The sequence below is a fragment of the Salinirussus salinus genome, from assembly GCF_009831455.1.
In the GTDB taxonomy this organism is placed as follows: Archaea; Halobacteriota; Halobacteria; order Halobacteriales; family Haloarculaceae; genus Salinirussus; species Salinirussus salinus.
Genome location: NZ_WOWO01000002.1, coordinates 358,030 through 379,399 on the forward strand (window position 1 = coordinate 358,030; position 21,370 = coordinate 379,399).

Below are 21,370 nucleotides of genomic sequence, written 5' to 3' on the forward strand. Positions count from 1 at the left end.
CTCACTCCTCGACGAGCCCCTCGCGCTTCCGGAGGTCCCTGCGCCGGACTTTCTCGGTGCTCGTGCGCGGGAGGTCGTCGAGGAACTCGATCTCGCGGGGGTACTCGTAGTTGGCCAGCCGGTCGCGGACGTACTCTTGCAGCCGCTCGCGCAGGTCCGCCGGGTCGTGGTTCCCGGCGGTGACGACGAAGGCTTTCGGGACCTGGCCGCGCTCGTCGTCGGGGACGCCGATGACGCCGACGTCGGCGACGGCGTCGTGGCCGGCCAGCGTCTCCTCGACCTCCTCGGGGCCGATCTTGTACCCCGAGGAGATGATCACGTCGTCGGTCCGCCCGACGAACTCGAAGTAGCCGTCCTCGTCGACGGTACCCAGGTCCTCCGTGAGCAGCCAGCCGTCCTGGACTTTCCGGGCGGTCTTCTCCGGACGCTCCCAGTACTCCTTGAAGCAGACGGGGTTGTCCTCGTAGCGGACGGCGATCTCGCCGACTTCCCCCGGCTCCAGCCGCTCCCGGGTCCGCTCGTCGAGGATGGCTACCTCGTGGCCCGGCGCCGCAGGTCCCATCTTCCCATCTCTGTGCTCGATGAGTTCGGACCGCTCGGACACGAGCAGGTTCGCCTCCGTCTGCCCGTAGGCCTCCTCGACGGCGTCGATCCCGAACGTCTCGGCGGCCCAGGTCCGGATGCCCTCCCCCACGGACTCGCCGCCGGAGCCGATGGTTCGCAACTCGCCGAAGTCGTAGTCGGGGTTTTCGACCTGCATCATCATCCTGAGCGCCGTCGGCGGCGCGGAGAAGGAGGTGACGCCGTACTTCTCGAGAATGCGAAAGGCCTCGTGGGGGTCGAACTGGCCGCCGGCGTAGGCGACGACCGGCTGGCCGTAGTACAGCGTCGGCATCACCGCGGAGAACAGCGAGCCGATCCAGGACCACTCCACGGGCGTCCACGTGACTCGGTCCTCGGTGGTCCCGGTCCCGATGAATCCCGCGGCGGTGACCGGAAGGTGGCCGAGCAGGAAGCGGTGGACGTGGCGGACGCCCTTGGGCGGGCCGGTCGTCCCCGAGGTGTAGATGATGATGGCGTCGTCCTCGGCGTGCGTGTCGAGGGTCTCGAACTCGCGGGAGGACTCCGCCATGGCCTCGTGGAGGTCCATCTCGCCGGGCTGCCGGTCGACGTCGCCGAGCGTGAGGACCGTCTCCAGCGCCGGCAGGTCCGCCTCCCGGAGGGCGTCGATGTTCGCCTCCTCGACGACGCAGGCAACGGCGTCGCAGTCCCCGAGGCGGTGCTCGATCGCTTCGGGGCCGAACAAAAGCGACAGCGGCACCGACACCGCGCCCATCTTCCAGCAGGCGATGTGGGCCACGAGCGTTTCGGGTCGCTGATTGAGGTTCACGCCGACCCGGTCGCCGCGCTCGACGCCCGCCTCGGAGAGGTAGTTCGCCAGCCTGTTCGCTTCCTGCTGGAGCCGCCAGAAGGTGTACACTTCCTCGTTTCCGGCGGCATCCTCGGCGAAGACGGCTACCCGGCCCCGCTCGCTGGCCCACCGGTCGCAGGTGTAGGCGGCGATGTTGAACCGCTCGGGAACCTCCCACTCGAAGGCCTCCCGCAGTTGCTCGTGGCTGTCCCAGTCCTGTTCGTAGAAGTGGTACGCGTCGAGGCGTTCCGTGGGAGCCATGCGCACACCATCTCCAACGGCCCACTTAACAGTTCATGCCCACCTTGGACCGGCGAGTGGGACCCTCCGGCGCGGCGACGGGGGAGGCGGTGTCAGTTCCCGGGTGTTCCGGCCGACCCGCAACACTGGTACACCCTCCGGTCCTACGGCCGGGTATGCCGACCGCCGAGCCGTTCGAGACACACACCGAGCGGTACGACCAGTGGTTCGAGGACCACGACGACGCCTACCGCTCCGAGCTGGCGGCGCTCCGTCAGCTCGTCTCGGAGGCCGGGCGCGGCCTCGCAGTCGGGGTCGGCACCGGCCGCTTCGCCGCACCGCTGGGCGTCGAGGTCGGCCTCGACCCGGCCCGGGCGCCGCTCGAGCGCGCCCGCGAGCGCGGCGTCGAGGTGACCCGAGGTGTCGCCGAGCACCTCCCCTTCCGGGACGGCGCCTTCGAAACCGTGCTGGTCGTGACGACGGTCTGTTTCGTCGACGACATCCCCCGGATGCTGGCCGAGGCCGACCGGGTGCTCTCGGCGTCCGGCAGCCTCGTCGTGGGATACGTCGACAGGGAGAGCCCGCTCGGGCGCGTCTACCAGGAGCACAAGGAGGACAACCCCTTCTACCGGGAGGCGACGTTCGTCACGACCGACGAGCTCCGCGAAGAGCTCGCGGCCGCCGGCTTCACCGACACGGAGTTCGTCCAGACCATCTACCGCCCGCTCGGGGAGGTCGACGGCCCGGAGCCCGTCGAGGAGGGATACGGCGACGGTTCCTTCGTCGCGGTCAGGGCCCGCCGGTGACCGCTCGCCGGGACACGAGCCCTCGTCGCCCCAGCGTGTCGCTCACTCGAGCGTCTCCGCGTACTCGAAGTCGACCGACCTCGCAGTCGGGTGCGTCCCGTCCAGTTCGATCTGCCAGCCGTCCAGCGCCGCCGGGTCCTCGAGCGCGTTCGCGACCACGGTCCGCACGTCCAGCAGGTCGACCCCGTAGAAGTCGTCGGGAACGCCCTCGAAGTACTGCAGTGCCGTCCGGAAGAGGCTGCGCATCCCGTCGTCGTTCTGGAAGTCGTAGTGTTTGTAGGCGCCCGCGGCGACCTGGACCATCCCGTGCAGAAATTTGCTCTCGGTGCTCCCGCTGCCGTAGTTGTACCACTCCGCCTCGAAGCAGTCGTGGGACTCGTGGTACTCCCCGGCGTTGTACAGCCGGACGCCGTGGACCACGGCCTTGCGCAGCGTCCCGTGTTCCCACCCGTTCGATTCGGCCTGCCCGGCCCGCCAGCCCGTCGGGTTCCCCGAGACCGGCGGCCCGACGGTGTCGTCACGGGTGTGGTCGTCCATCGTCGACACTTGGACGGCGGGGGGCCTGAATCCGTCGGTGTCAGCGGTGCCCCGGATGCCGGGGAAAACCGGGCCCGGGCCCGTACCACCTCACTCCATGTACCCCAGCTGCTGGAGGCGCTCGCTGACCTCCTCGGACGCGCGCCGGTCCCCCTCGCCCGGTTCCGGCAGCGGCTCGCGGCGCCGTACCTCGGGGTCGCCGGCGAGGACCGGAAGCACCTCGCCGGTCATGTCCTCCGGCACCGCGCAGCCGTGGGCCGCGAGGACGGTGGGTGCGAGGTCGAGGATCGACACCCGGTCGAGCTCGCCCCGGGCGGCGAAGTCGGGGCCGCTGGCGACGAAGATGCCGTGGCGGGTGTTCTCGGCGGCCCACCGGTCCGGCCCGGTCGTCACCTCGCCGCCGCCGACCCCGTCGTTGACGTGGACGCCAGGGCGCATGTCGACGACGACCTCCGGCCCCTCCTCGACGTAGGGGCCGGAGTAGACCTCCCTGCCGCGGTAGACGCCGTCGAACAGCGGCCCCTGCTCGTCCTCGACGGCCCGCAGGTCCGCGACGAGTTCGTCGGCGACGCTGTCGACGTCGAAGGCGGGGTTGACGTAGATGGGACCCTGCCCGCTCGCGACGGCCTTCGTCCGCGGGAGGTCGACGGCGTCGAGCTTGCGGTCCCGCTTGAGCCCGTCGCTCTGTGGCACGAGCTTCTGGACGCGCTCGGGGACGACGCGGGCCAGCGTGTCGACGAGCCCGAACCGTTTCGCGACCCGGAGGACGTTCTCGCGGTCCAGCCCAGCCCGCGCGAGATAGTCGTCGACGGTCCGCGTCCGGGCCTGGTAGCCGTGCTCGGCGAGCCACTCGTTGACGTAGAATTCGGTGGTGGTGGGGGCGCTGCCGTGGTCGGACATCAGGACGAGATTGACCTCCTCCAGTTCCCGCAGCCGCCCGAGCCACTCGTCGACGAGCTCCCACGCCCGCTTCGTGGGCTCCTCGTCCCAGAAGAAGTGCTGGAGGACGTTCAGATAAAAGAGGGTCACGTGGACGAAGTCGAGGTCGCGCTCCTCGAAGAGGGTCAGCGCGACCTCGAAGCGGGTATCCAGCAGGTCGAGGATGGCGTCGACTTCGGCGCCGCGCTCGTCGTTGCCCGACAGCAGCGGGTCGGGGTGGACGTGGTAGTCGAACCGCTCCTCGAGGTCGGTGGCGAGTCCCTCGGGGTGGGTGTAGCCGGAATCGATGCTGCGGTACTCCCCCTCGACGGCGTCGGGCCCGCCCGCGACGACCACGTCGTCGATGGCCCGCGGCGGGTACATGGTGGGCATGTTGACCACGCCCGCAGACTGCCCCTCGTCGTTGAGGTAGTCCCAGAGTTCGGCGGTCCGGAAGTCCCCGCCCTCCGCGACATCGATGCGGCCCTCGGCGAGGTCGACGTGCTCGAACCAGAAGACGCCGAGCCCGCCGGGGTCCTTGCCCGCCGAGTAGCACTTCCAGTTCGGGAACGTGACCGGAGGCAGACAGCTCCGGGTTCCGGCCCACGAGCCCGCCTCGCGCAGGGCGGCCAGGTTGGGCAGGTCGCCGGCGGCCAGCCACGGGTCCAGCAGCCGCCAGCTGGCCCCGTCCAGCCCCACCACGAACGTCCGTGTCATCGGCCGGAGGGAGGTATGGGAGTCACTAGTCCCTTTCGAACCCTTCGATAGCTCTAAGTGTCGACAGGGGCGTGACTCCGGTAGTGCGAACAGTCGCCGTCATCCCCGCGTACAACGAGGCGGACACGGTCGGCTCCGTCATCGACGGGACCGCCGGCCACGTCGACGAGGTGGTCGTCGTCGACGACGGCTCCACGGACGGTACCCCGGCAGTCGCCCGCGACCACGGCGCCACCGTCGTCGAGCACACGTTCAACACCGGCGTCGGCGGCGCCGTCCGGACGGGCTACCGGTACGCCATCGAGCACGGCTACGACTTCGTCGTTCAGGTCGACGCCGACGGCCAGCACGACCCCGGCCAGATCCCCGACCTGCTGGCCGCCGCCGAGGACTGCGACATGGTGGTCGGCAGCCGGTACCGCAACGAGAGCATCGAGGAGTACCCCTTCGTCCGGCGGGCAGGCATCCGGTTTTTTACCGGCGTGGTGAACGCGCTCGGTGGCGTCGACGTGACCGACGTCACCAGCGGCTTCCGGGTCTACCGGGTGTCGATGCTCCGAAACATCCTCCACAAGCGCGACGCCCACTGGGCGGTCGAACAGACCCTCGACGCCGCCCGCCAGGGCTACCGGATCCGGGAGGTCTCGGTGGAGATGCCGACCCGCGACACCGGGGAGTCGCAGTTCGACCTCGGCACCTTCCTGCTGTACCCGCTCCGGATGACAGACGTCGTGCTCCGCGTGGTCCTGTTCAGGTGACCATGGCCGAGTACACCGCCGTCAACCTCGTCGCCGGGGTCGTCGGGATGGGCTTTCTCGCGACCGGATACGTCCTCGTGCGCCGCGAGCGCGAGGCGCTCGGCCTGTTCGCCCTCTCGGTCGCTGTGGGCGCCGGCCTGCTCTTCGTCGCGGTCACCCCCGACTCCTTCGACTACATCGCGACCTTCCTCGGGCTGGAGTTCAAGACCCACGCCATCCTCGTCGTCGCGAACCTCGTCCTCTTCGCGCTGGTCACGTATCTCCTGTACCGCATCGGCCGGCTCTACGACCGCCTCTCACGGCTCAACGAGGAGGTCGGCCTCCTCAAGGCCGAATTCGAGGACGGGGAGGAGTGAGCCGGAGCGACCCGGCAGCCGTGCTCTCGGTCGACGTCGAGCTGTTCGACCAGACCCCGGCCTACCGCTCGGCCCGCGGAACGACCGACCGTGAAGGGGTCGGGCTCGAGGGGCTGGAGTACCTCCTCGACGCGCTGGACCGCCACGGCGCGACGGCGACCGGCTTCGTCGTCTCGAGCGCGGCCGAGCGCTACCCGGACGCCGTTCGGCGCATATCCGACGCCGGCCACGAGGTCGGCTCCCACTCCCACAGCCACCGCCTGCTCACCGAGCTCTCTACGGCGGCCCGCCGCGAGGAGTACGCCCGCTCCCGGGAGCTGTTGCGGGAGCTGACCGGCCAGCCCATCCGGGGGTTCCGGGCGCCGGCGTTCGACGTCCCGCCGGGCCACTTCGAGGGGCTGGAACGGGCGGGCTACGGCTACGACTCCAGTGTCGTCGCCAGTCGCGCCGTCCCCGGGTGGTACGGCGGCGAGTACGACCTGGAGACTCCCGCGCCCGCCAGCGAGGTCGACCCCGGGGCGCCGGCAGGGATAACCGAAGTCCCCGCGAGCGTGATGCCCGGACTCAGACTCCCGCTGACGGGCACCTGGCTGCGGTTTTTCGGCCCCCGGTACACCATCCTGGGCATGCGCCTGCTCGCGCGCCGCGGGGTCGCGCCGGTGCTGTACGTCCACCCCTGGGAGCTGGTCGACCTGCCCGCCGTCGACGGCGTCCCCAAGCGGGTCTACTGGCACACCGGCGAGTGGATGCGCCGGGCCGTCGACCGGATCCTCGCACAGCCGTTCGACTTTACGACCGCGGCGGCGCTCGCGGGCGAAGCGGAGGGAGCCGGCGCGCCCAGCGATCCACCCCGGGGTGGATAGCGTGCCCCGACGGAGCCCCCGTGCACTCGCGCTCACCGCACTCCAGTACGGAGTGGCCGTCGCCGCGCTCGCGTGGGTCGTCCTGCAGGTCGACCCGGGGGCGACCCTGGCCCGCCTCGGCCGGGTCGACGCGCCGACCCTTCTGGCGCTGCTCGCGGTCACGCTCGTCGGACTCGGGGCCCGCTTTTCCACCTGGCAGGCGGTCATGGCGCCCGTCCACCCCGTGGGCTTCCGGACGGCCGCGAGCACCGACCTCATCGTCAACTTCGTGAACCAGTTGCTCCCCTCGCGGCTCTCCGGCCGGGTGGCCGCACCCTTCGTTCTCCGGAGCCAGACGGGGATGGCCTACGCCGACGCCGCGGCGGTCTCGGGCGTCCACACCGGGGTCTATGCCGTCTACTACGGGCTGACGGCCGCTGCCGGGCTCGCGGTTGCGGTCGCACTGACCGGCCTGTCGGCCGGGCTGGTCCTGCTGCTCGGGCTCTCGACAGGGCTGTATCTCGCGGCGGGGTCGGTCGTCCTGCTCGCTGGAACGAACCTCAAACTGCTGGACCCGCTGGTGGCGTGGCTGGCCGGGACTGTCGCCAGACTCCCCCGGGTCGGGGACCGCGCCGCCGAGCGAGTCCGTGGGCTCCTTGCCTTCACAGAGGCCTCCACGGAGTCGTTCCGCCGGCTGGTGGCCGACCCCGGCGTCTGGGGCAGGTACGCCCTCGGGTGGGCCGTCGCGCTCGTGCTCGCGCCCGGGCTGCGGGTGCTCCTGTTGTTCGGGGCGCTTGGGGTCGCCTTCGAACCCGCCGCCCTCCTGCCGCTGTATCTGGTGACGGCCTACAGCGTGACGCTGCTGCCGCTGACCCCGGGGGGGATCGGCGTCACGGAGGCGACCGCCACAGCCGTCTTCGTCGCGCTCGGCGTGCCGGGCGAGGTCGCCGTCCCCGTCGTCGTCATCGACCGGACGCTCGGCGTGTACCTGCCCGCCGTCGCCGGCTGGTACCCCTCGCTGGGGCTGGACCTGTCGGACCTCTCACCGGGTCAGTAAGGCGAATCGCGGAGCCGGGAGCCGTCGCACTCCCCCGTTCGCTCCAAGACGAGCGTGTACTGGTTCGCGGCGAGTTCCTGCTCGTCGGCGTACTGGTCGGTCTGTGGGACCACGCCGTTCCGGAGCAGGTCGACGAAAGACCCCGGCGTCGGCCGTCGGGGGACAAAGCCCGGCGGGCGGGTCCCGAACTCCGCGGCTATCTCGTAGTTGTACTCGCCCGCGAGCAGCCCTCTGATGTAGCTGAACCGGGCGTCGTCGTTCCGGTAGTACGTGTCCCGGTCGAGATACAGCAGGTCACGGTACCCGAGCTGGATGAACTCGGGACAGGGGTCGACCTCCTCACCACCCCCCTCCCGCCCGTAGACGTGGTTGACGTCCACCCCGTGAGGGACCGCGGTGTCCTGGATGTGCCGGCGGTAGACCTCGACCGTGTCGCCGTCCTCGGCGTTGGCATCGAGCCAGGCAGCCGCGTCGTCCCGGGGCATCGCGGCGTAGCCCCCGACGCCGACGGCCGCGTACAGCCCGCTGGTCACGAGCAACGCGGCCACGGCCGGCCGGGCGAGGGAGGGTCGCCGCCCGTGAAACCGGACCAGCGTGCCCGCGAGCAACAGCGCCAGCAGCGGGAACGTCGGCAGGAGGTGGTGCACCCGGAAGTCGTGCCAGCCGGCGAACAGTCCCACCCACAGGGCGAGCCCGGTGACCACGAGGAGCGTTCCCGGAGCCGCCCGACGGCGCCCGACCCGGAGGAGGGTCGCCCCGACGCCGGCCACCGCACCCAGGAACAGGGGCAGACTCATCCCGCTGAAGTAACCCCGCAGGAACCACCACCAGACCGGGGCATCCGGCCCGGTCGGGTGAGAGGCCCGCGCCCCGGGGTTCTCCAGGAGCCGCCAGGCGACGGCGTCGACCCCCCCGACCAGAAGCGTCGGGAACCCGACAGCGATGGCGACAGCACCCAGTAGCGCCCCCGGGACGAGCAGCGTGGGGCGGGCCAGCGCCCGCCAGGGGTCGTCGGCCCGCCTGGCTCGCAGAACGTGGGCCGCGAGCACGAGCGCGACGACCGGCGCGGCCGTGAGTTTGAACGCGATGGCGGCGCCGCCGGCGGCGCTCGCGGCGAAAAACCGCCACCGCCTGCCCGCCTGGACGTACCTGACCAGCAGGTACAGCGCGAGCAGGACGAAAAAGAGGGCGGGCATGTCCTCGCCGCCCTCGTGAGCGATGGTGAGAAAGCCGAATGTAAGCGTCAGGAGCAGCCCCGCCAGGTGACCGGCGGTCCGGCCCCACACCACGCGCCCGACCCGGTAGGTGAGATAGACGCAGCCGACGGCGAGCAGGACGTTTACCAGCCGGACCATCACGAGCGCACCCGTCCAGAACCACGCCGGCGTCGCCTGCCACGAGGGGAAGTACCCGAACTCGGCGCTCGGGGCGGCGAAGGTGGTCAGGACATCGAGCTGCCCGAGGAGGACGGCGAGCAGGACGACCGGGAGCACGGCGAGCCCGAACAGATAGAAGGTCGCGCCGAAGGGGACCCGTCCCCAGGCCACACCCTGCTGGAGGCTCTCGATACTCGGGTCGGCGGCGACCGAGCCGTAGGCCACGAGGACGTCGAGCAGCCGGCTGTGTTCGTCACGGGTCGCGAAGTTCGGGACCCGGTGCCAGAACCAGAACCCACAGAGCAGGGCCGCGCCCACGAGCAGGTAGCGGAGCCGACGGTCCTCGCGGAGGTCGGTGGCGACGGTCCCGACCCCGCGGGCGAGGAGGGTTCGGAGGGCACCCATCACAGGGCCTTGCGGGAACGACCGACAAAAAGCGTCCGGTCACGCGCGACCGACGGGCCGGACCGCTGCCCCGGGGTCGGCGTCCGGGTGGTCACTCAGAGAGGCGGCTGTTGTCGTTGAGCTTCCGGATGACCTCGTCGTGGATGTGGCCGTTGGTCCCGACCATCGGCGAGCGCTCCTCCTCGCCGGGCAGTTCGAAGCGGTCGCCGCGGGTGTCGGTGATCGTCGCGCCGGCTGCCTCGGCGATGACCATCCCCGCCGCCACGTCCCAGGGGTAGGTGTCGTACTCCCAGACCGCGTCGGCGCTCCCGCTGGCGAGATAACAGAGATGCAGCGCGGCCGAACCCAGCCGGCGGACGCCGCGGGCGTCCTGGTAGAAGTGGGTGAGGAAGGCTCCGTCGGGGTCGTACCCCGACATCAGCATGCTCTTGGCGAGCTCGCTCCGGTCGGTGACGCCGATGGGTTGGCCGTTGCGCATCGCCTGCTCGCCTTTGATCGCCGTCCAGAGCTCGTCGGTCTCCGGGGCGTAGACGACCCCGAGGACGGGCTCGCCGTCCCGGAGGAGTCCGACCGACACGGAGTAGTTGGGGTTGCCGTTGGCGTAGTTGCCCGTCCCGTCGAGCGGGTCGATGAGCCAGGTGAAGGCGCTGCCGCCCTCGACGTAAGTGTCCTCCTCCGAGCGGATGCCGTGGGCGGGGAACTCGTTTTCCAGCGCCGTGGTGATGATGTTCTCCGAGAGGTAGTCGGCCTCGGTGACGATGTCGGACTTGTCGGTCTTGAAGGTGACCGACTCGACGCGGCCGTGCAGCTCCCTGAGCGGTTCCTGGACGCTCTTGACGGCCTCGGTCGCGACCCGCAGCGCGTGTTCGAGTTCGGTCTCCTCCTCGGTCCCCGTGGTCTGGAGGCGCTCCGGGAGCTCCTTGCCGACCGAGCCCCGGGCACCCCACCCGAGCAGCTCGCTGATCGCGGTGTAGAAGTCGTCGTCGTAGCTGGTCCGGACGATGTTCGCCGAGGTGTCGGCGCCCGTGATCCGGACCGAATCGCCCTCGTCGAGGTGGACGTGGTGGCGGCCGCCGTCGACCAGGAGGTCCGCGGCCTCCTGGGCCACGACGTCGATCTTCGTGTCGTTGCTGACGATGAGCGGCCGGACGCCCATCTTGTGGGTCTGCAGCGGGACGATCTGCAGCGAGGAGTTGTTCTGCGGGTTGTGGATCGGCCCGCCGGCCGACAGCGAGACGCCGGTCGACCCCGTCGGCGTCGAGACCGCCAGCCCGGTCCCGTCGTACTCGCCGACGTACTCCCCGTCCGCGAAGGCGTCGAGTTTGGTGATCTTCCGCTCGACGGGGTCCTCGGGCATCGGGTGCTGGATCATCACGTCGTTGATCCCCGTCGCGTCCAGCTCCGCCCCCGAGACGTGCAGTTGCTGGCGGCGGTCGACCTCCGCCCGGCCCTGGATGGTCTCGGTGAGCGCCTCCTCCAGGTCCTCGACGTCGACCCTGACGAGGAAGGCCAGCGTCCCCGTGTTGATCCCCAGGATCGGGATCCCCCGCGGGGCGAACTGTTTTATCCCCTCCAGGAATGTCCCGTCGCCCCCGATGGTGATGCCGAGCGTCTCCATCTCCTCGTCCCAGGGGGTCTCGATGTCGTTGCCCACGTCGACGGTGGAGAACTCGAGGCCGTTGTCGGTGGTCCACCGGTCGAGCCGCTCGACGACCTCCTCGCTACCCGGACTCACTATCGCGATGATGTGTTCGATCGTCGCCAGTCGTCGTCCTCTCATACAGGTGATTGTGGCGGCACGGGCAAAATAACCACATGATGTTCTACACGAATCCGGACTATCCACGCGGCGTGCCCGGCTCGGCACCCGGTTTTTTCACCCGGACGGTCGAACCCGGAGTATGGAGTACGAAGTACTCGACACGGAGGACGTGGACGTGACCGACCTCTCGGACGTAGAGGAGGTGCCGCCGGACCTGGACATCCGGCCGGTCGGCGACCTGCTCGGGCTCGAGGAGATGAACCTCGCCATCTGGTACTTCGAACCGGGCGAAGGGATCGGTTACCACGCCCACTCGGAGCAGGAGGAGCTGTACTACGTCCTCGAAGGGGAGTTCTCGCTGAAGCTGGGCCGCTCGGGCGAGACCGAGACCCGCGAGGTCGGGCCGGGAGCCTTCTGGGCCGCGGGCCCGGAGGTCGGCCACGGTCACCGCTACCTCGGTGACGACCGCGGGGCCGTCCTCGCCATCGGCGCCCCGCCGGTCGAGGACCCGGGGCTGGACCCGCACGACCTCTGAGTCGCGGCGCGCTCCGGCGCGGCTCGCCCCGGCGTCGTCCCTCGCTCAGGCGTAGCTTTCCTCGAGGTACTCGAGGATCCGGGCGGACTCGGCCATCGTGATCCCCCGTTCCTCGTCGACGAGGACCGGGACCTGGCGCTGCCCGGAGACGCGTTTCACCTCGTTTCGCTTGGAGTGGAGTCCCTCCACCCAGACGCTCTCGTAATCGACGCCCAGCTCGTCGAGCTCGTCGACGACTTTCTCGCACCACGGACAGCCCTCCAGCCTGTAGAGTGTTGCTGTCATACCCCAGGGTACGGCCCGCCCCGTCTAAAGTGTGCTGGGCGCCGACGGTCGGCGGCCGGCCCGTGCCACACGCTTTTCACGCGGCGGCGTGACCCACGGGTATGCCACCGACACAGGGAGATGTCGTTCCCGACTTCGAGGCGGTCTGCTGTGACGGGGAGACGTTCCGCTCGCGGGCGCTGTCGGAGACGCTCGGTTCGGACGGCGGGCTGCTGGTCTCGACGGGCTTTGTCTTCAGCGCCATCGCGGAGAACTGGTACAAGCGCTTCGAGGGGTACGGCTGGGGCTCGGAGTCGGTCCCCCTCGTGGGCATCAGCCGGGACGGCCCCTACGCACAGAACGAGTTCCTCCGGGGGAACGACCTCCCGTTCAGACTGTTCGCGGACGTGAGCGGCGGGGTCTCGGAGACGCTCGGGCTGCTGACCGACCGCCACCACATGGCCAACGTCACGACGCCGCGACGCTCGGTGTTCGTCCTCGACGCCGACCGCGAGGTCCAGTACGCCCACGTCGCCGACGACTGGACCAGCCCGCTGCCACGGGAGGAGATCGGGGAGGCACTCGAGGAGCTCTGAGCGGGTCGCCCGTCCGGCGACCGTCGGCGTCCGGCAGCCGGCGCGCGGGCCTACGAGACGCCGGTGAACTCGAAGCGGGCCCCACCGTCGCCGCCCTCGGTGACCTCGACCGCCCAGCCGTGGGCGTGGGCGATCTCTTCGACGATGTTGAGGCCGAGCCCGGTCCCGCCCTCGGCCGTGGAGTAGCCGAGTTCGAAGACGTGTTCCCGGTGGTCGGGGGGGATCCCGGGGCCGTCGTCCTCGACGTAGAAGCCGTCCGGGAGGTCGCCGACCCGGACAGTTACCGGTCCGTCCCCGGCGTGTTCGACGCTGTTGCGGACGAGGTTCTCGAGGAGCTGCCGGAGCCGCGTCCCCTCGGCACTGACGGTCCGGTCCGTCTCGACGACCAGCGTCGCCTCGCCGGTGTCGACGTGTGCCCAGCACTGCTCGGCGACGTCTTCAAGCGAGAGCTCCTCGACGCTCTCGGGGACTTCCCCCTCGCGGGCCAGCGAGAGCAGGGCCTCGATCAGCCGGTTCATCCGCCCGTGAGCGCGCTCGACGTCGTCGAGGTGGGGGCTGTCACAGTCCTCCCTCGCCAGTTCGAGCCGGGCGCTGGCGACGTTCAGCGGGTTCCGGAGGTCGTGGGAGACGACGCTCGCGAACTTCTCCAGCCGGTCGTTCTGCCGGCGGAGCTCGCGTTCGTGTCGCTTGCGGTCGGCGATGTTCCGTAACACTCCGACAGTCCCTCTGAATCCGCCGCTCTCGGCCGGCAGCAGGGCGATGTGGTTCTCGTTGGGGATCCGCTCGCCGTCCCTGGTGACGGTGTGCATCTCGAAGGACACCGTCCGCGCGGAGTCCGACGCCAGCAGCTCGCGGATCCGCTCCTCGGCCCGCTCGATGTCCTCCTCGGGCATGACTGTCGAGACGTGTCGACCCACGAGCTCCTCGGGGTCGTACCCCGTCGTCGTCGTCTCCGAGCCGGCCGGCGGGATGACCGACGTCAGGTGCCCCTCGGTGTCGAGCGTGTACACCTCGTCGGGGAAGGCGCGGACGATTGTCTCGTACCGCTCCAGTTCCTGCTCGCGTTCCCGCCGCTCGGTGATGTCGCGGATGACGCCGACGGTGCCGCGGTATCCACCCTCCTCCGCCGGGAGCAGGGTCAGATTCGCCTCGACGGGAACGGTGTGGCCGTCGGCGGTGTGGAGGTCGGTTTCGACGGTCTCGATACCTCGTCCCTCCTGGAGGAGTCGCCGGATCGCGTCCTCGAACTGCCCGATCCCCTCGTCGTCGAGGACGAGTTCCGGCCCCTCCGCCAGTAGCCGGTCGGCTTCGTAGCCCGTCAGCTGCTCGAACGTCTCGTTGACGCGGATGTACTCCCCGTCGAGGTCGATGGAGTAGACGCTGTCGCCCATCGTCTCGACGAGGCGCTCGTACTCCTCGAGTTCGCGGGCCCGGTCGACCTGCGTGAACGCCGCCCTCAGGTTCGCGGCGAGGATCTCGGCGAGGCTGACCGTCTGGTCGTCGAACTCCCGGCGGGTCGTCGACCCGGCGGCCAGCACGCCGTACTCCCCCAGCGGAACGAGCAGTTCGCTCTCGACCGGGAAGTCGGGGGCGTAGGCTTCCCGGCGCCACTCGCCGCTCTCGAGCACGGCCGTCTCTCCCGTCTCGTAGACCCGCCAGGCGACGCCCTCGCTGCGCTCCAGTTCGGGGACCTCCGCGTCGAGTGTCCCGTCTTCGACCCGCGCGGCCGCTGGCACGAGCGCGTCGCGGTCCTCGTCGTAGCGGAAGACGACAGCCTGGGTCAGCCCGAGAATGTCCTCGGTCGCCTCCACCGCGGTCTCGGCGACGGCGTCGTGGGTCCCTGCCACGACCATCTCGCGGGTGACGTCGTGTAGCGCCTCGAGCCGGGTGGCCCGACGCCGCCGGTCGGTGACGTCCCGCGTGGTGCCCAGGACGACGTCGTCCCCGCCCGGCGAGGGCAGCGGGCGGAGGTGGAGTTCGACGGCCTCCGTCTCGTCCGGGTAGGCGGGTCCGACCTCCAGCCGGACCTCCTCGCGCTCGCCGGCGATGACCTCGTCGATCCCGTCCTCGATCGCGGCGACGTCGTCCTCGGAGAGCACGCCCGTCTCCGCCAGGTACGACACCGGGCGGCCGACCCAGTCCTCGGCCGAGGGCGGGACGCCGTCGACCCGGTGGCTGGCGAACTGCAGCCGGTAGTCGGCGTCGTGGACGTAGACGCCTTCCCCGAGGTTCTCGAGGATCGCCCGGTGCCAGTCCGCCGTCGCCTGGCTCTCCCGGCGGTCGGTGACGTCCCTGGCGTTGGCGACGATCCCCTCGATGTCGGGGTCTTCGAGGAGGTTCCGGGCCCGGACCTCCACCCACCGCCACTCGCCGCCGGCGTGCCGGACGCGTATTTCGACGGTCGCCTCGGCGCCCGGCTCGGCGAGGACCTCGTCGAGGCTCCCGGTGACTCTTCCCCGGTCGTCGGTGTGGACGTACTCCAGGGCGTTCTCGCCGAGTACCTCCGCGGGCTCGTACCCGAGCACGCGCTCGACGGCCGGGGAGACGTACGTGATAGTCCCGTCCGGCTCGAGGATGTGGACGTAGTCCGCCGACCCCTCCAGGAGCTTCCTGAACCGGCGGTGGGTCTCGTGGACCTCGCGCTCGGCGGCGTACTTCTCGGCCGCGTTGGTCACCCGGTTGGCCAGCAGGGCGTACTGGTCGGTTCCGGAGCTCTTCTGGAGGTAGTCGGTCGCCCCGGCCCGCACCGCCTCCGCCGCGATCTCCTCGCTTCCCTTCCCCGTGAAGAGGATGAAGGGGAGGTCCGGATGCTCCTCGCGGACCGTCTCCAGGAACTCGATACCGTCCAGCCCGGGCATGTCGTAGTCGGAGACGACGCAGTCGACCGGCCGCTCGGCCAGCCGGTCGAGCCCCTCCGCGGCAGCCGTCGCCGTCGTCACCTCGAGCCGCTCGTTCTCCCGTTCGAGGTACTCCGCCGCCAGCTCCGCGAAGTCCGGTTCGTCGTCCACGTGCAGAACCCGGACTGGGTCGGTGCTCATGTGGCTGTTCCTCACGTGTATGGCGCCCTCACTTATAATAAACCGTGTGCGATTATGGAGCCTGAAAATCACAGGCTGTCGGGGCCGGACAGTGTTCTTCCCTGCCGGCTGACTGCTCGCACCGCCCGCCGGGGCCCGACTCTCACTCCGTAACTGCGTCGATAGCCCGCCGCTCTTCAGCCGGGTCGGGCACGCCATCGGCCGGCTCCGGCCCGCGCTCGAGAGTCGCCCCGACGGTCTCCCGGATGGCCGTCGCGGCCTCGACGGGCGTCCAGCCTAACGACGCCAGACGCCCGGTGTCCAGGACGTGGGGGTACCGGCGGTAGTAGGGGATCGTGTCGGGGTCGACGGCCGTCCCCTCCAGCTCCCGGGGGCTCGCGGTGACGGTCTCGACCTCGGTCCCGGCGGCGTCGGCGGCCGTCTCCACGAACTCCTCCAGGGGGAACAGCCGCCGGTCGCCGACGTTGTACGCCGCGCCGGGCTGGCCCTCCTCCGCGACCGTCCGGAGCGCGCGGGCGACGTTCTCGACGGCGACCAGGTGCCACAGGGCGTCCCCGTCGCCGGGCACGAGCACGCGGTCGTGTTCGACCACGCGGTCGACCCAGTAGTCGAAGCGGCCGGTGTAGTCGTGGGCGCCGTAGACGATGGTCGGCCGGACGCTCATCGCCCTGACTCCCCGGCCGGCGGCCGCGAACACCTCCCGGTCGCCCTCCGCCTTGCGCGGGCCGTAGCTCTCCGGGCTGTCGTCGGTCGCCTGCTCGTCGCTGCAGCCCTCCAGCGCCGTCTCGCCCTCGCGTTTGGGGACCTCCTCGGCGCCGTACGCGCCGCCCGAGGAGACGTAGACGTAGGCGTCGACGTCGGCGAACGCCTCCGTGGCGGCCCGCACCTCCCGGGGTTTGTAGGCGACGCAGTCGACCACGATGTCGGGGTCGAGCGCCGCGGCCGCCCCGAGGTCCCCGCTCGCGGTGCGGTCCCCTTGGAGGTGGTCGACGCGGTCGTCGGCTGCGAAGGGGTTGTCGTGGCTGCCGCGGTTGAAGACAGTCACGCCGTAGCCGCTCTCCAGCAGTTCCTCGACCGTGGCCCGTCCGATGAAGCGCGTCCCGCCGACGACGAGTGCGTGGCTCATGGGGTCCCGTGGGGGCCCCGGAGCAAAAAGCGCCGAGGAGTCCGCGCGCCGCTCGTCAGTCGTCGGCCTGGGTGCGGACGGAGCCGGTCTCCGGCTCGAGCGTCGCGGGCGACGGCGGGTCGTTGCGCACGTCGTCGCGCTCGCGCTCCTCGATGACCCCCGCGTAGGCGTCGGGCATCACCTTGGTGAAGTTCTCCACCTCGCGCTCCCACTCGGCGAGCAGCTCCGCGGCACGCTCGGAGCCGGTGTAGTCGGCGTGGTTCTCGACCAGCCGGGTGAGCATCTCCCGGTCCTTCCGTTCGAGGTCGCCCGAGAGGGTCACCATCCCGGTGTTGGCCCGGTCTTCGAAGCTGTCGTCGGGGTCATAGACGTAGGCGACGCCGCCGGACATCCCGGCCGCGAAGTTCTTGCCCGTCTCGCCCAGCACGACGATGGCCCCGCCGGTCATGTACTCACAGCCGTGGTCGCCGACGCCCTCGACGACGCCCTTCACGCCGGAGTTCCGGACGGCGAAGCGCTCGCCGGCGACGCCGTTGACGTAACACTCCCCCTGGGTCGCCCCGTAGAGGGCGACGTTGCCGACGAGGATGTTCTCGCCGGCCTCGTAGCCGGCCGCCTCGGGCGTCCGGACGACGAGTTTCCCGCCGGAGAGGCCCTTGCCGACGTAGTCGTTGGCCGTCCCGACCAGGTCCATCGTCACGCCGTCCTGGAGGAAGGCGCCGAAGCTCTGGCCGGCCGAGCCGTCGAAGCGCACCGTAATAGAGTCCTCGGGGAGCCCCTCGACCCCATGTTCCTTGGAGATCCGGTTCGAGAGGGTCGCGCCGACCGCGCGGTCGACGTTTGAGATGTCGGTGTCGATGGCGACGGGTTCGCCGCGCTCGATGGCCGGCTCGGCGGCCTCGATCAGCTCCCAGTCCAGCGACTCGTCGACGTCGTGGGTCTGGGGTTGGGTCTTGTACCGGTCGATGTCGTAGTCGGTCTCGGGGTCGGCGAGCACCGCCGAGAGGTCCAGCTTCTTCGCTTTCTCCTGGGTCACGTCGGTGCGCTGTTTCAGCGCGTCCACCCGGCCGACCATCTCGTCGACGGTCTCGAAGCCCAGTTCGGCCATGACCTCCCGCAGTTCCTGGGCGACGAAGGTCATGTAGTTGATGACGTGCTGGGGCTCGCCGGGGAACCGCTCCCGCAGTTTCTCGTCCTGGGTCGCGACGCCGACGGGACAGGTGTTCTCGTGGCACTGCCGGGCCATGACGCAGCCGGAGGTGACCATCGAGGCGGTCCCGAAGGCAAAGCCCTCCGCGCCGAGTAGGGCGGCGACGGCGGCGTCCCGGCCGGTCTTGAGCCCGCCGTCGGTCGTCACCTTGATCCGGTCGCGAAGCCCCGTCGCGACGAGCATCTGGTTGGCCTCCGCGAGGCCGAGCTCCCAGGGCAGGCCGGCGTTCTTGATCGACGTCTTCGGGGAGGCGCCGGTGCCGCCGGAGTGGCCGGAGATGTGGACCTTGTCGGCGTTGGCCTTCGCGACGCCCGCCGCGATGGTGCCGATCCCGTCCTCCGAGACCAGCTTGACGTTGACGTCGGCTTCCGGATTCGACGCCTTCAGGTCGTGGATCAGCTGCTTGAGGTCCTCGATGGAGTAGATGTCGTGCAGCGGCGGCGGCGAGATGAGCCCGACGCCGGGGGTGGCGTAGCGGACGTGGGCGATCATCTCGTTGACCTTCTTGCCGGGCAGGTGGCCGCCCTCGCCGGGCTTCGAGCCCTGGGCCATCTTGATCTGCAACTCCTCGGCCTCCGAGAGGTAGGTGGAGGTGACGCCGAACCGGCCGGAGGCGACCTGCTTGGTCTTGCACTCCTTCTCGGTGTTGAACCGCTCGGGCGGTTCGCCGCCCTCCCCCGTGTTCGCCGAGGCGCCCAGGCGGTTCATCGCGATGGCGTTGTTCTCGTGCATCTCCGGCGAGAGCGAGCCAAGCGACATCGCCGCCGTCTCGAAGCGCTTGACGACCTCGCTGACCGGCTCGACGTCCTCGAGCGGAACCGACTCCCGGCCCTCGGTGTCGAACTCGAGCAGCCCGCGCAGCGTCTGGAGGGTCTCGTTCTGGTCGTTGATCTGCTCGGCGAACTCCTTGTAGCGCTCGTAGTCGCCGGTCCGGACGGCCTGCTGGACGGTCCCGACGGTGTCCGGGTTCCACTGGTGGTGGATCCCTCCCGTGCGATTCTCGTACTCCCCCACCCGCTCCATCTCGGGTTCGTCGTCGTCCCAGGCGACCTCGTGGCGGGCGGTCAGGTCCGACTCGATGTCCTCGATGCCGATCCCTTCGGTACGGTTCTCGGTTCCGGGGAAGTACTCCTCGATGAACGACGAGGAGAGACCGACGGCCTCGAAGATCTGGGCGCCCTGGTAGCTCTCGACCGTCGAGATGCCCATCTTCGCCATCGTCTTCAGGAGGCCGTCCTCGACGGCGTTGACGTAGGCGTCGATGGCCGTCCGCAGGTCCGCGCCGTCCGGCCCCGCGACCAGGTCCTCGATGGTCTGGTAGGCCAGGTAGGGGTTGACCGCGCCCGCGCCGTAACCGATGAGGGTCGCGAAGTGGTGTACCGCCCGGGGGTCGCCGGACTCGACGACCAGTCCAACGTGATTGCGCAGGCCGTTGCGGACGAGGTGGTGGTGGACCCCGCCGGTCGCCAGCAGGCTCGGGACGGGCACGCTGTCCGGCCCCGTGTCGCGGTCCGAGAGGACGAGCACGTCGTGTTCGGTGGCGAGCTCGTCGGCCTCGGCCCGGACGTCCTCGATGGCCCCCTCCAGGTCCGTCTCCTCGGGGTCGTAAGTGATGTCGACGACGGCCGTCGACATGCCGTTCTCGTCCAGGTTCCTGATGTCGTCCATCTCCTGGTCGGTCAGGATCGGGGAGTCGAGCACGAGCTGGCGGGCGTGCTCGCGGCTCTCGTCGAGCAGGTTGCGCTGGTGGCCAAGCCGCGTCTCCAGGCTCGTCACCAGCTCCTCGCGGATGTAGTCCAGCGGCGGGTTCGACACCTGCGCGAACAGCTGCTTGAAGTAGGTGAACAGGGGGCGGTTGAACTGCGAGAGCACCGACAGCGGCGTGTCGTCACCCATCGACCCGATGGGGTCTTTCCCCTTCTCGGCCATCGGCTCGATGAGGTGGTCGACCTCGTCGTAGGTGTAGCCGTAGGTGGCCTGGTGGGCGCGCAGCGCGTCGACCTCGCCCTGCGGGCGGTTGTCGTCGCCGGTGGAGATGTCACCCGGGCGGACCTGTTCGGTCTCGACCCACTCGCCGTACTTCTCGTCGGTGAGCCCCTCGAAGACCTCTTCGTCGGGCACGACCCGCCCCTCCTCGGGGTCGGCGAGGAAACACTGACCGGGCTGGAGCCGCCCGCGCTCCTCGATCTCGCTTTCGTCGTAGGAGAGCGCGCCGGCCTCCGAGGACATCACCAGCGTGTTGTCCTCGAGGATGTCGTACCGGCACGGACGGAGCCCGTTTCGGTCCAGCACCGCGCCGATGCGCTCGCCGTCGGTGGCCGCGACCAGCGCCGGCCCGTCCCAGGGCTCGACCAGCGAGGCGTGGTAGTCGTAGAAGTCCCGGCGGTCACCACGGACGTCGTTGGCCTCGCCGCGCCAGGCCTCGGGGATGAGCATCCGCAGGGCGTGGGGGAGGTCCCGGCCGCCCATCATCAGCATCTCCAGCGCGTTGTCGACGCTGGCGGTGTCGGACTGTTCGGGGTCGTCGATGATCGGCTTGGTCGTCTCGATATCCTCGCCGAAGTCCGGATGGGCGATGTCGGTCTCCCTCGCGCGCATCCAGTTGATGTTGCCCTGGATGGTGTTGAACTCGCCGTTGTGGATGATGTTGCGGTAGGGGTGCGCGAGGTGCCACGCGCCCAGCGTGTTCGTCGAGAAGCGGGCGTGGACCATCGCGAAGGTCGACCGCATCCGCTCGTCGGTCAGTTCGGGGTAGTAGTCGGCGACCTGCTCGGAGGTGAGCAGCCCCTTGTAGACGACGGTCTTGCGGTCCAGCGAGACGACGTAGAAGCGGCCGTGACCCGGCGGCTCGCGGTCCTCGACGGTGTTCTCGACGGCCCGGCGGCCGACGTACAGTTGCCGGTCGAAGGCCTCGCCGGTCTCGCCGCCGGCGGAGGTGACGAAGACCTGCTGGACGTCGGGCTCGGAGTCCAGCGCCGTCTGTCCCAGCGTCGCGTTGTCGGTCGGGACCGACCGCCAGGCCAGCACCTCCAGCCCCTCGCCGGCGAGTGTCTCCTCGACCATGTCCTTGAGCCCGGCGCGCGCGTCGTCGTCCCGGGGGAGAAAGAGCGAGCCGACGGCGTACTCGCCGGGCGCGGGGAGGTCGACGTCGACCTCGTCGGCGAAGAAGTCGTGCGGGGTCTGCAACAGGATACCCGCCCCGTCACCGGTCGACTCCTCGGCGCCGGTCGTGCCGCGGTGCTCCATGCATCGTACCAGCTCGAGGCCGTCCTCGACGACCTCGTGACTGCGGCCCCCGTCGAGGTCCATCACGACCCCGACACCGCAGTTCGAGCGCGTGTCGGTCGGGTCCGCGAGCCCGGCGGCGCTCGCGGAACCCGTGGGTGTGTGGCTGTCTCTCATGTGGCCCATAACAG

At 70.1% G+C, this 21,370-nt stretch carries 16 protein-coding genes; 7 read left to right on the forward strand and 9 right to left on the reverse strand.

Annotated elements, in window-relative coordinates; all coding sequences use genetic code 11:
• Position 1: 1 nt before the first annotated feature.
• A complete protein-coding gene (locus tag GN153_RS04960) occupies positions 2–1,672 on the reverse strand; it encodes an acyl-CoA synthetase (protein WP_159900438.1) in 1,671 nt (556 codons plus the stop codon).
• A gap of 155 nt (positions 1,673–1,827) precedes the next feature.
• Between GN153_RS04960 and GN153_RS04965 the strand changes: the two genes are divergently transcribed.
• Positions 1,828–2,457 carry a class I SAM-dependent methyltransferase gene (locus tag GN153_RS04965; protein ID WP_159900440.1) on the forward strand — a complete coding sequence of 210 codons (630 nt, stop codon included), beginning with the start codon at positions 1,828–1,830 and terminating at the stop codon, positions 2,455–2,457.
• Positions 2,458–2,499: 42 nt separating this feature from the next.
• Here GN153_RS04965 and GN153_RS04970 read toward each other — a convergent pair whose 3' ends face one another.
• Together GN153_RS04970 and GN153_RS04975 are read right to left on the reverse strand one after the other, a co-directional pair.
• Positions 2,500–2,994 carry a DUF309 domain-containing protein gene (locus tag GN153_RS04970; RefSeq protein ID WP_159900442.1) on the reverse strand — a complete coding sequence of 165 codons (495 nt, stop codon included), beginning with the start codon at positions 2,992–2,994 and terminating at the stop codon, positions 2,500–2,502.
• Between the two features lie 90 nt (positions 2,995–3,084).
• Positions 3,085–4,629 carry an alkaline phosphatase family protein gene (locus GN153_RS04975; protein ID WP_159900444.1) on the reverse strand — a complete coding sequence of 515 codons (1,545 nt, stop codon included), beginning with the start codon at positions 4,627–4,629 and terminating at the stop codon, positions 3,085–3,087.
• Between the two features lie 83 nt (positions 4,630–4,712).
• Between GN153_RS04975 and GN153_RS04980 the strand changes: the two genes are divergently transcribed.
• From GN153_RS04980 to GN153_RS04995, 4 genes are read left to right on the forward strand one after another with little or no spacing between them, the layout of a single operon-like run.
• The gene (locus GN153_RS04980) at positions 4,713–5,387 is read left to right on the forward strand and encodes a glycosyltransferase family 2 protein (protein WP_159900446.1); all 675 of its coding nucleotides are present in this window, start codon (positions 4,713–4,715) and stop codon (positions 5,385–5,387) included.
• Between the two features lie 2 nt (positions 5,388–5,389).
• Complete coding sequence (locus tag GN153_RS04985; RefSeq protein ID WP_159900448.1) at positions 5,390–5,743, forward strand: DUF2304 domain-containing protein; 354 nt, start codon at positions 5,390–5,392, stop codon at positions 5,741–5,743.
• The gene (locus tag GN153_RS04990) at positions 5,740–6,606 is read left to right on the forward strand and encodes a polysaccharide deacetylase family protein (protein ID WP_159900450.1); all 867 of its coding nucleotides are present in this window, start codon (positions 5,740–5,742) and stop codon (positions 6,604–6,606) included. Before GN153_RS04985 ends, GN153_RS04990 begins: the two co-directional genes overlap by 4 nt.
• Positions 6,599–7,642 carry a lysylphosphatidylglycerol synthase transmembrane domain-containing protein gene (locus GN153_RS04995; protein WP_394350889.1) on the forward strand — a complete coding sequence of 348 codons (1,044 nt, stop codon included), beginning with the start codon at positions 6,599–6,601 and terminating at the stop codon, positions 7,640–7,642. Before GN153_RS04990 ends, GN153_RS04995 begins: the two co-directional genes overlap by 8 nt.
• Here the strand turns inward: GN153_RS04995 and GN153_RS05000 are convergent.
• Complete coding sequence (locus GN153_RS05000) at positions 7,636–9,423, reverse strand: ArnT family glycosyltransferase (RefSeq protein WP_159900454.1); 1,788 nt, start codon at positions 9,421–9,423, stop codon at positions 7,636–7,638. The genes GN153_RS04995 and GN153_RS05000 overlap by 7 nt on opposite strands.
• Positions 9,424–9,514: 91 nt before the next feature.
• Positions 9,515–11,203: an NAD(+)/NADH kinase gene (locus GN153_RS05005; RefSeq protein WP_159900456.1), complete on the reverse strand. Its 1,689-nt coding sequence runs from the start codon at positions 11,201–11,203 to the stop codon at positions 9,515–9,517.
• Positions 11,204–11,324: 121 nt separating this feature from the next.
• Between GN153_RS05005 and GN153_RS05010 the strand changes: the two genes are divergently transcribed.
• The gene (locus GN153_RS05010; RefSeq protein ID WP_159900458.1) at positions 11,325–11,720 is read left to right on the forward strand and encodes a cupin domain-containing protein; all 396 of its coding nucleotides are present in this window, start codon (positions 11,325–11,327) and stop codon (positions 11,718–11,720) included.
• A 45-nt stretch (positions 11,721–11,765) separates the two neighbouring features.
• Here the strand turns inward: GN153_RS05010 and GN153_RS05015 are convergent, their stop codons facing one another.
• Positions 11,766–12,005 (reverse strand): glutaredoxin family protein, encoded by a 240-nt coding sequence (locus GN153_RS05015; RefSeq protein WP_159900460.1) that lies wholly within the window; start codon positions 12,003–12,005, stop codon positions 11,766–11,768.
• A gap of 101 nt (positions 12,006–12,106) precedes the next feature.
• Here GN153_RS05015 and GN153_RS05020 point away from each other — a divergent pair, with 101 nt between their 5' ends.
• A complete protein-coding gene (locus GN153_RS05020; RefSeq protein ID WP_159900462.1) occupies positions 12,107–12,580 on the forward strand; it encodes a redoxin domain-containing protein in 474 nt (157 codons plus the stop codon).
• Between the two features lie 50 nt (positions 12,581–12,630).
• Here the strand turns inward: GN153_RS05020 and GN153_RS05025 are convergent, their stop codons facing one another.
• The 3 genes from GN153_RS05025 to gltB form a co-directional block, all read right to left on the reverse strand.
• On the reverse strand, positions 12,631–15,618 hold the full coding sequence (locus GN153_RS05025; protein WP_159900464.1) for a PAS domain S-box protein: 2,988 nt from the start codon (positions 15,616–15,618) through the stop codon (positions 12,631–12,633).
• Between the two features lie 142 nt (positions 15,619–15,760).
• A complete protein-coding gene (locus GN153_RS05030; protein ID WP_159900466.1) occupies positions 15,761–16,744 on the reverse strand; it encodes an NAD-dependent epimerase/dehydratase family protein in 984 nt (327 codons plus the stop codon).
• A 55-nt stretch (positions 16,745–16,799) separates the two neighbouring features.
• A complete protein-coding gene (gene gltB / locus GN153_RS05035; RefSeq protein ID WP_159900468.1) occupies positions 16,800–21,356 on the reverse strand; it encodes a glutamate synthase large subunit in 4,557 nt (1,518 codons plus the stop codon).
• Positions 21,357–21,370 lie beyond the last annotated feature (14 nt).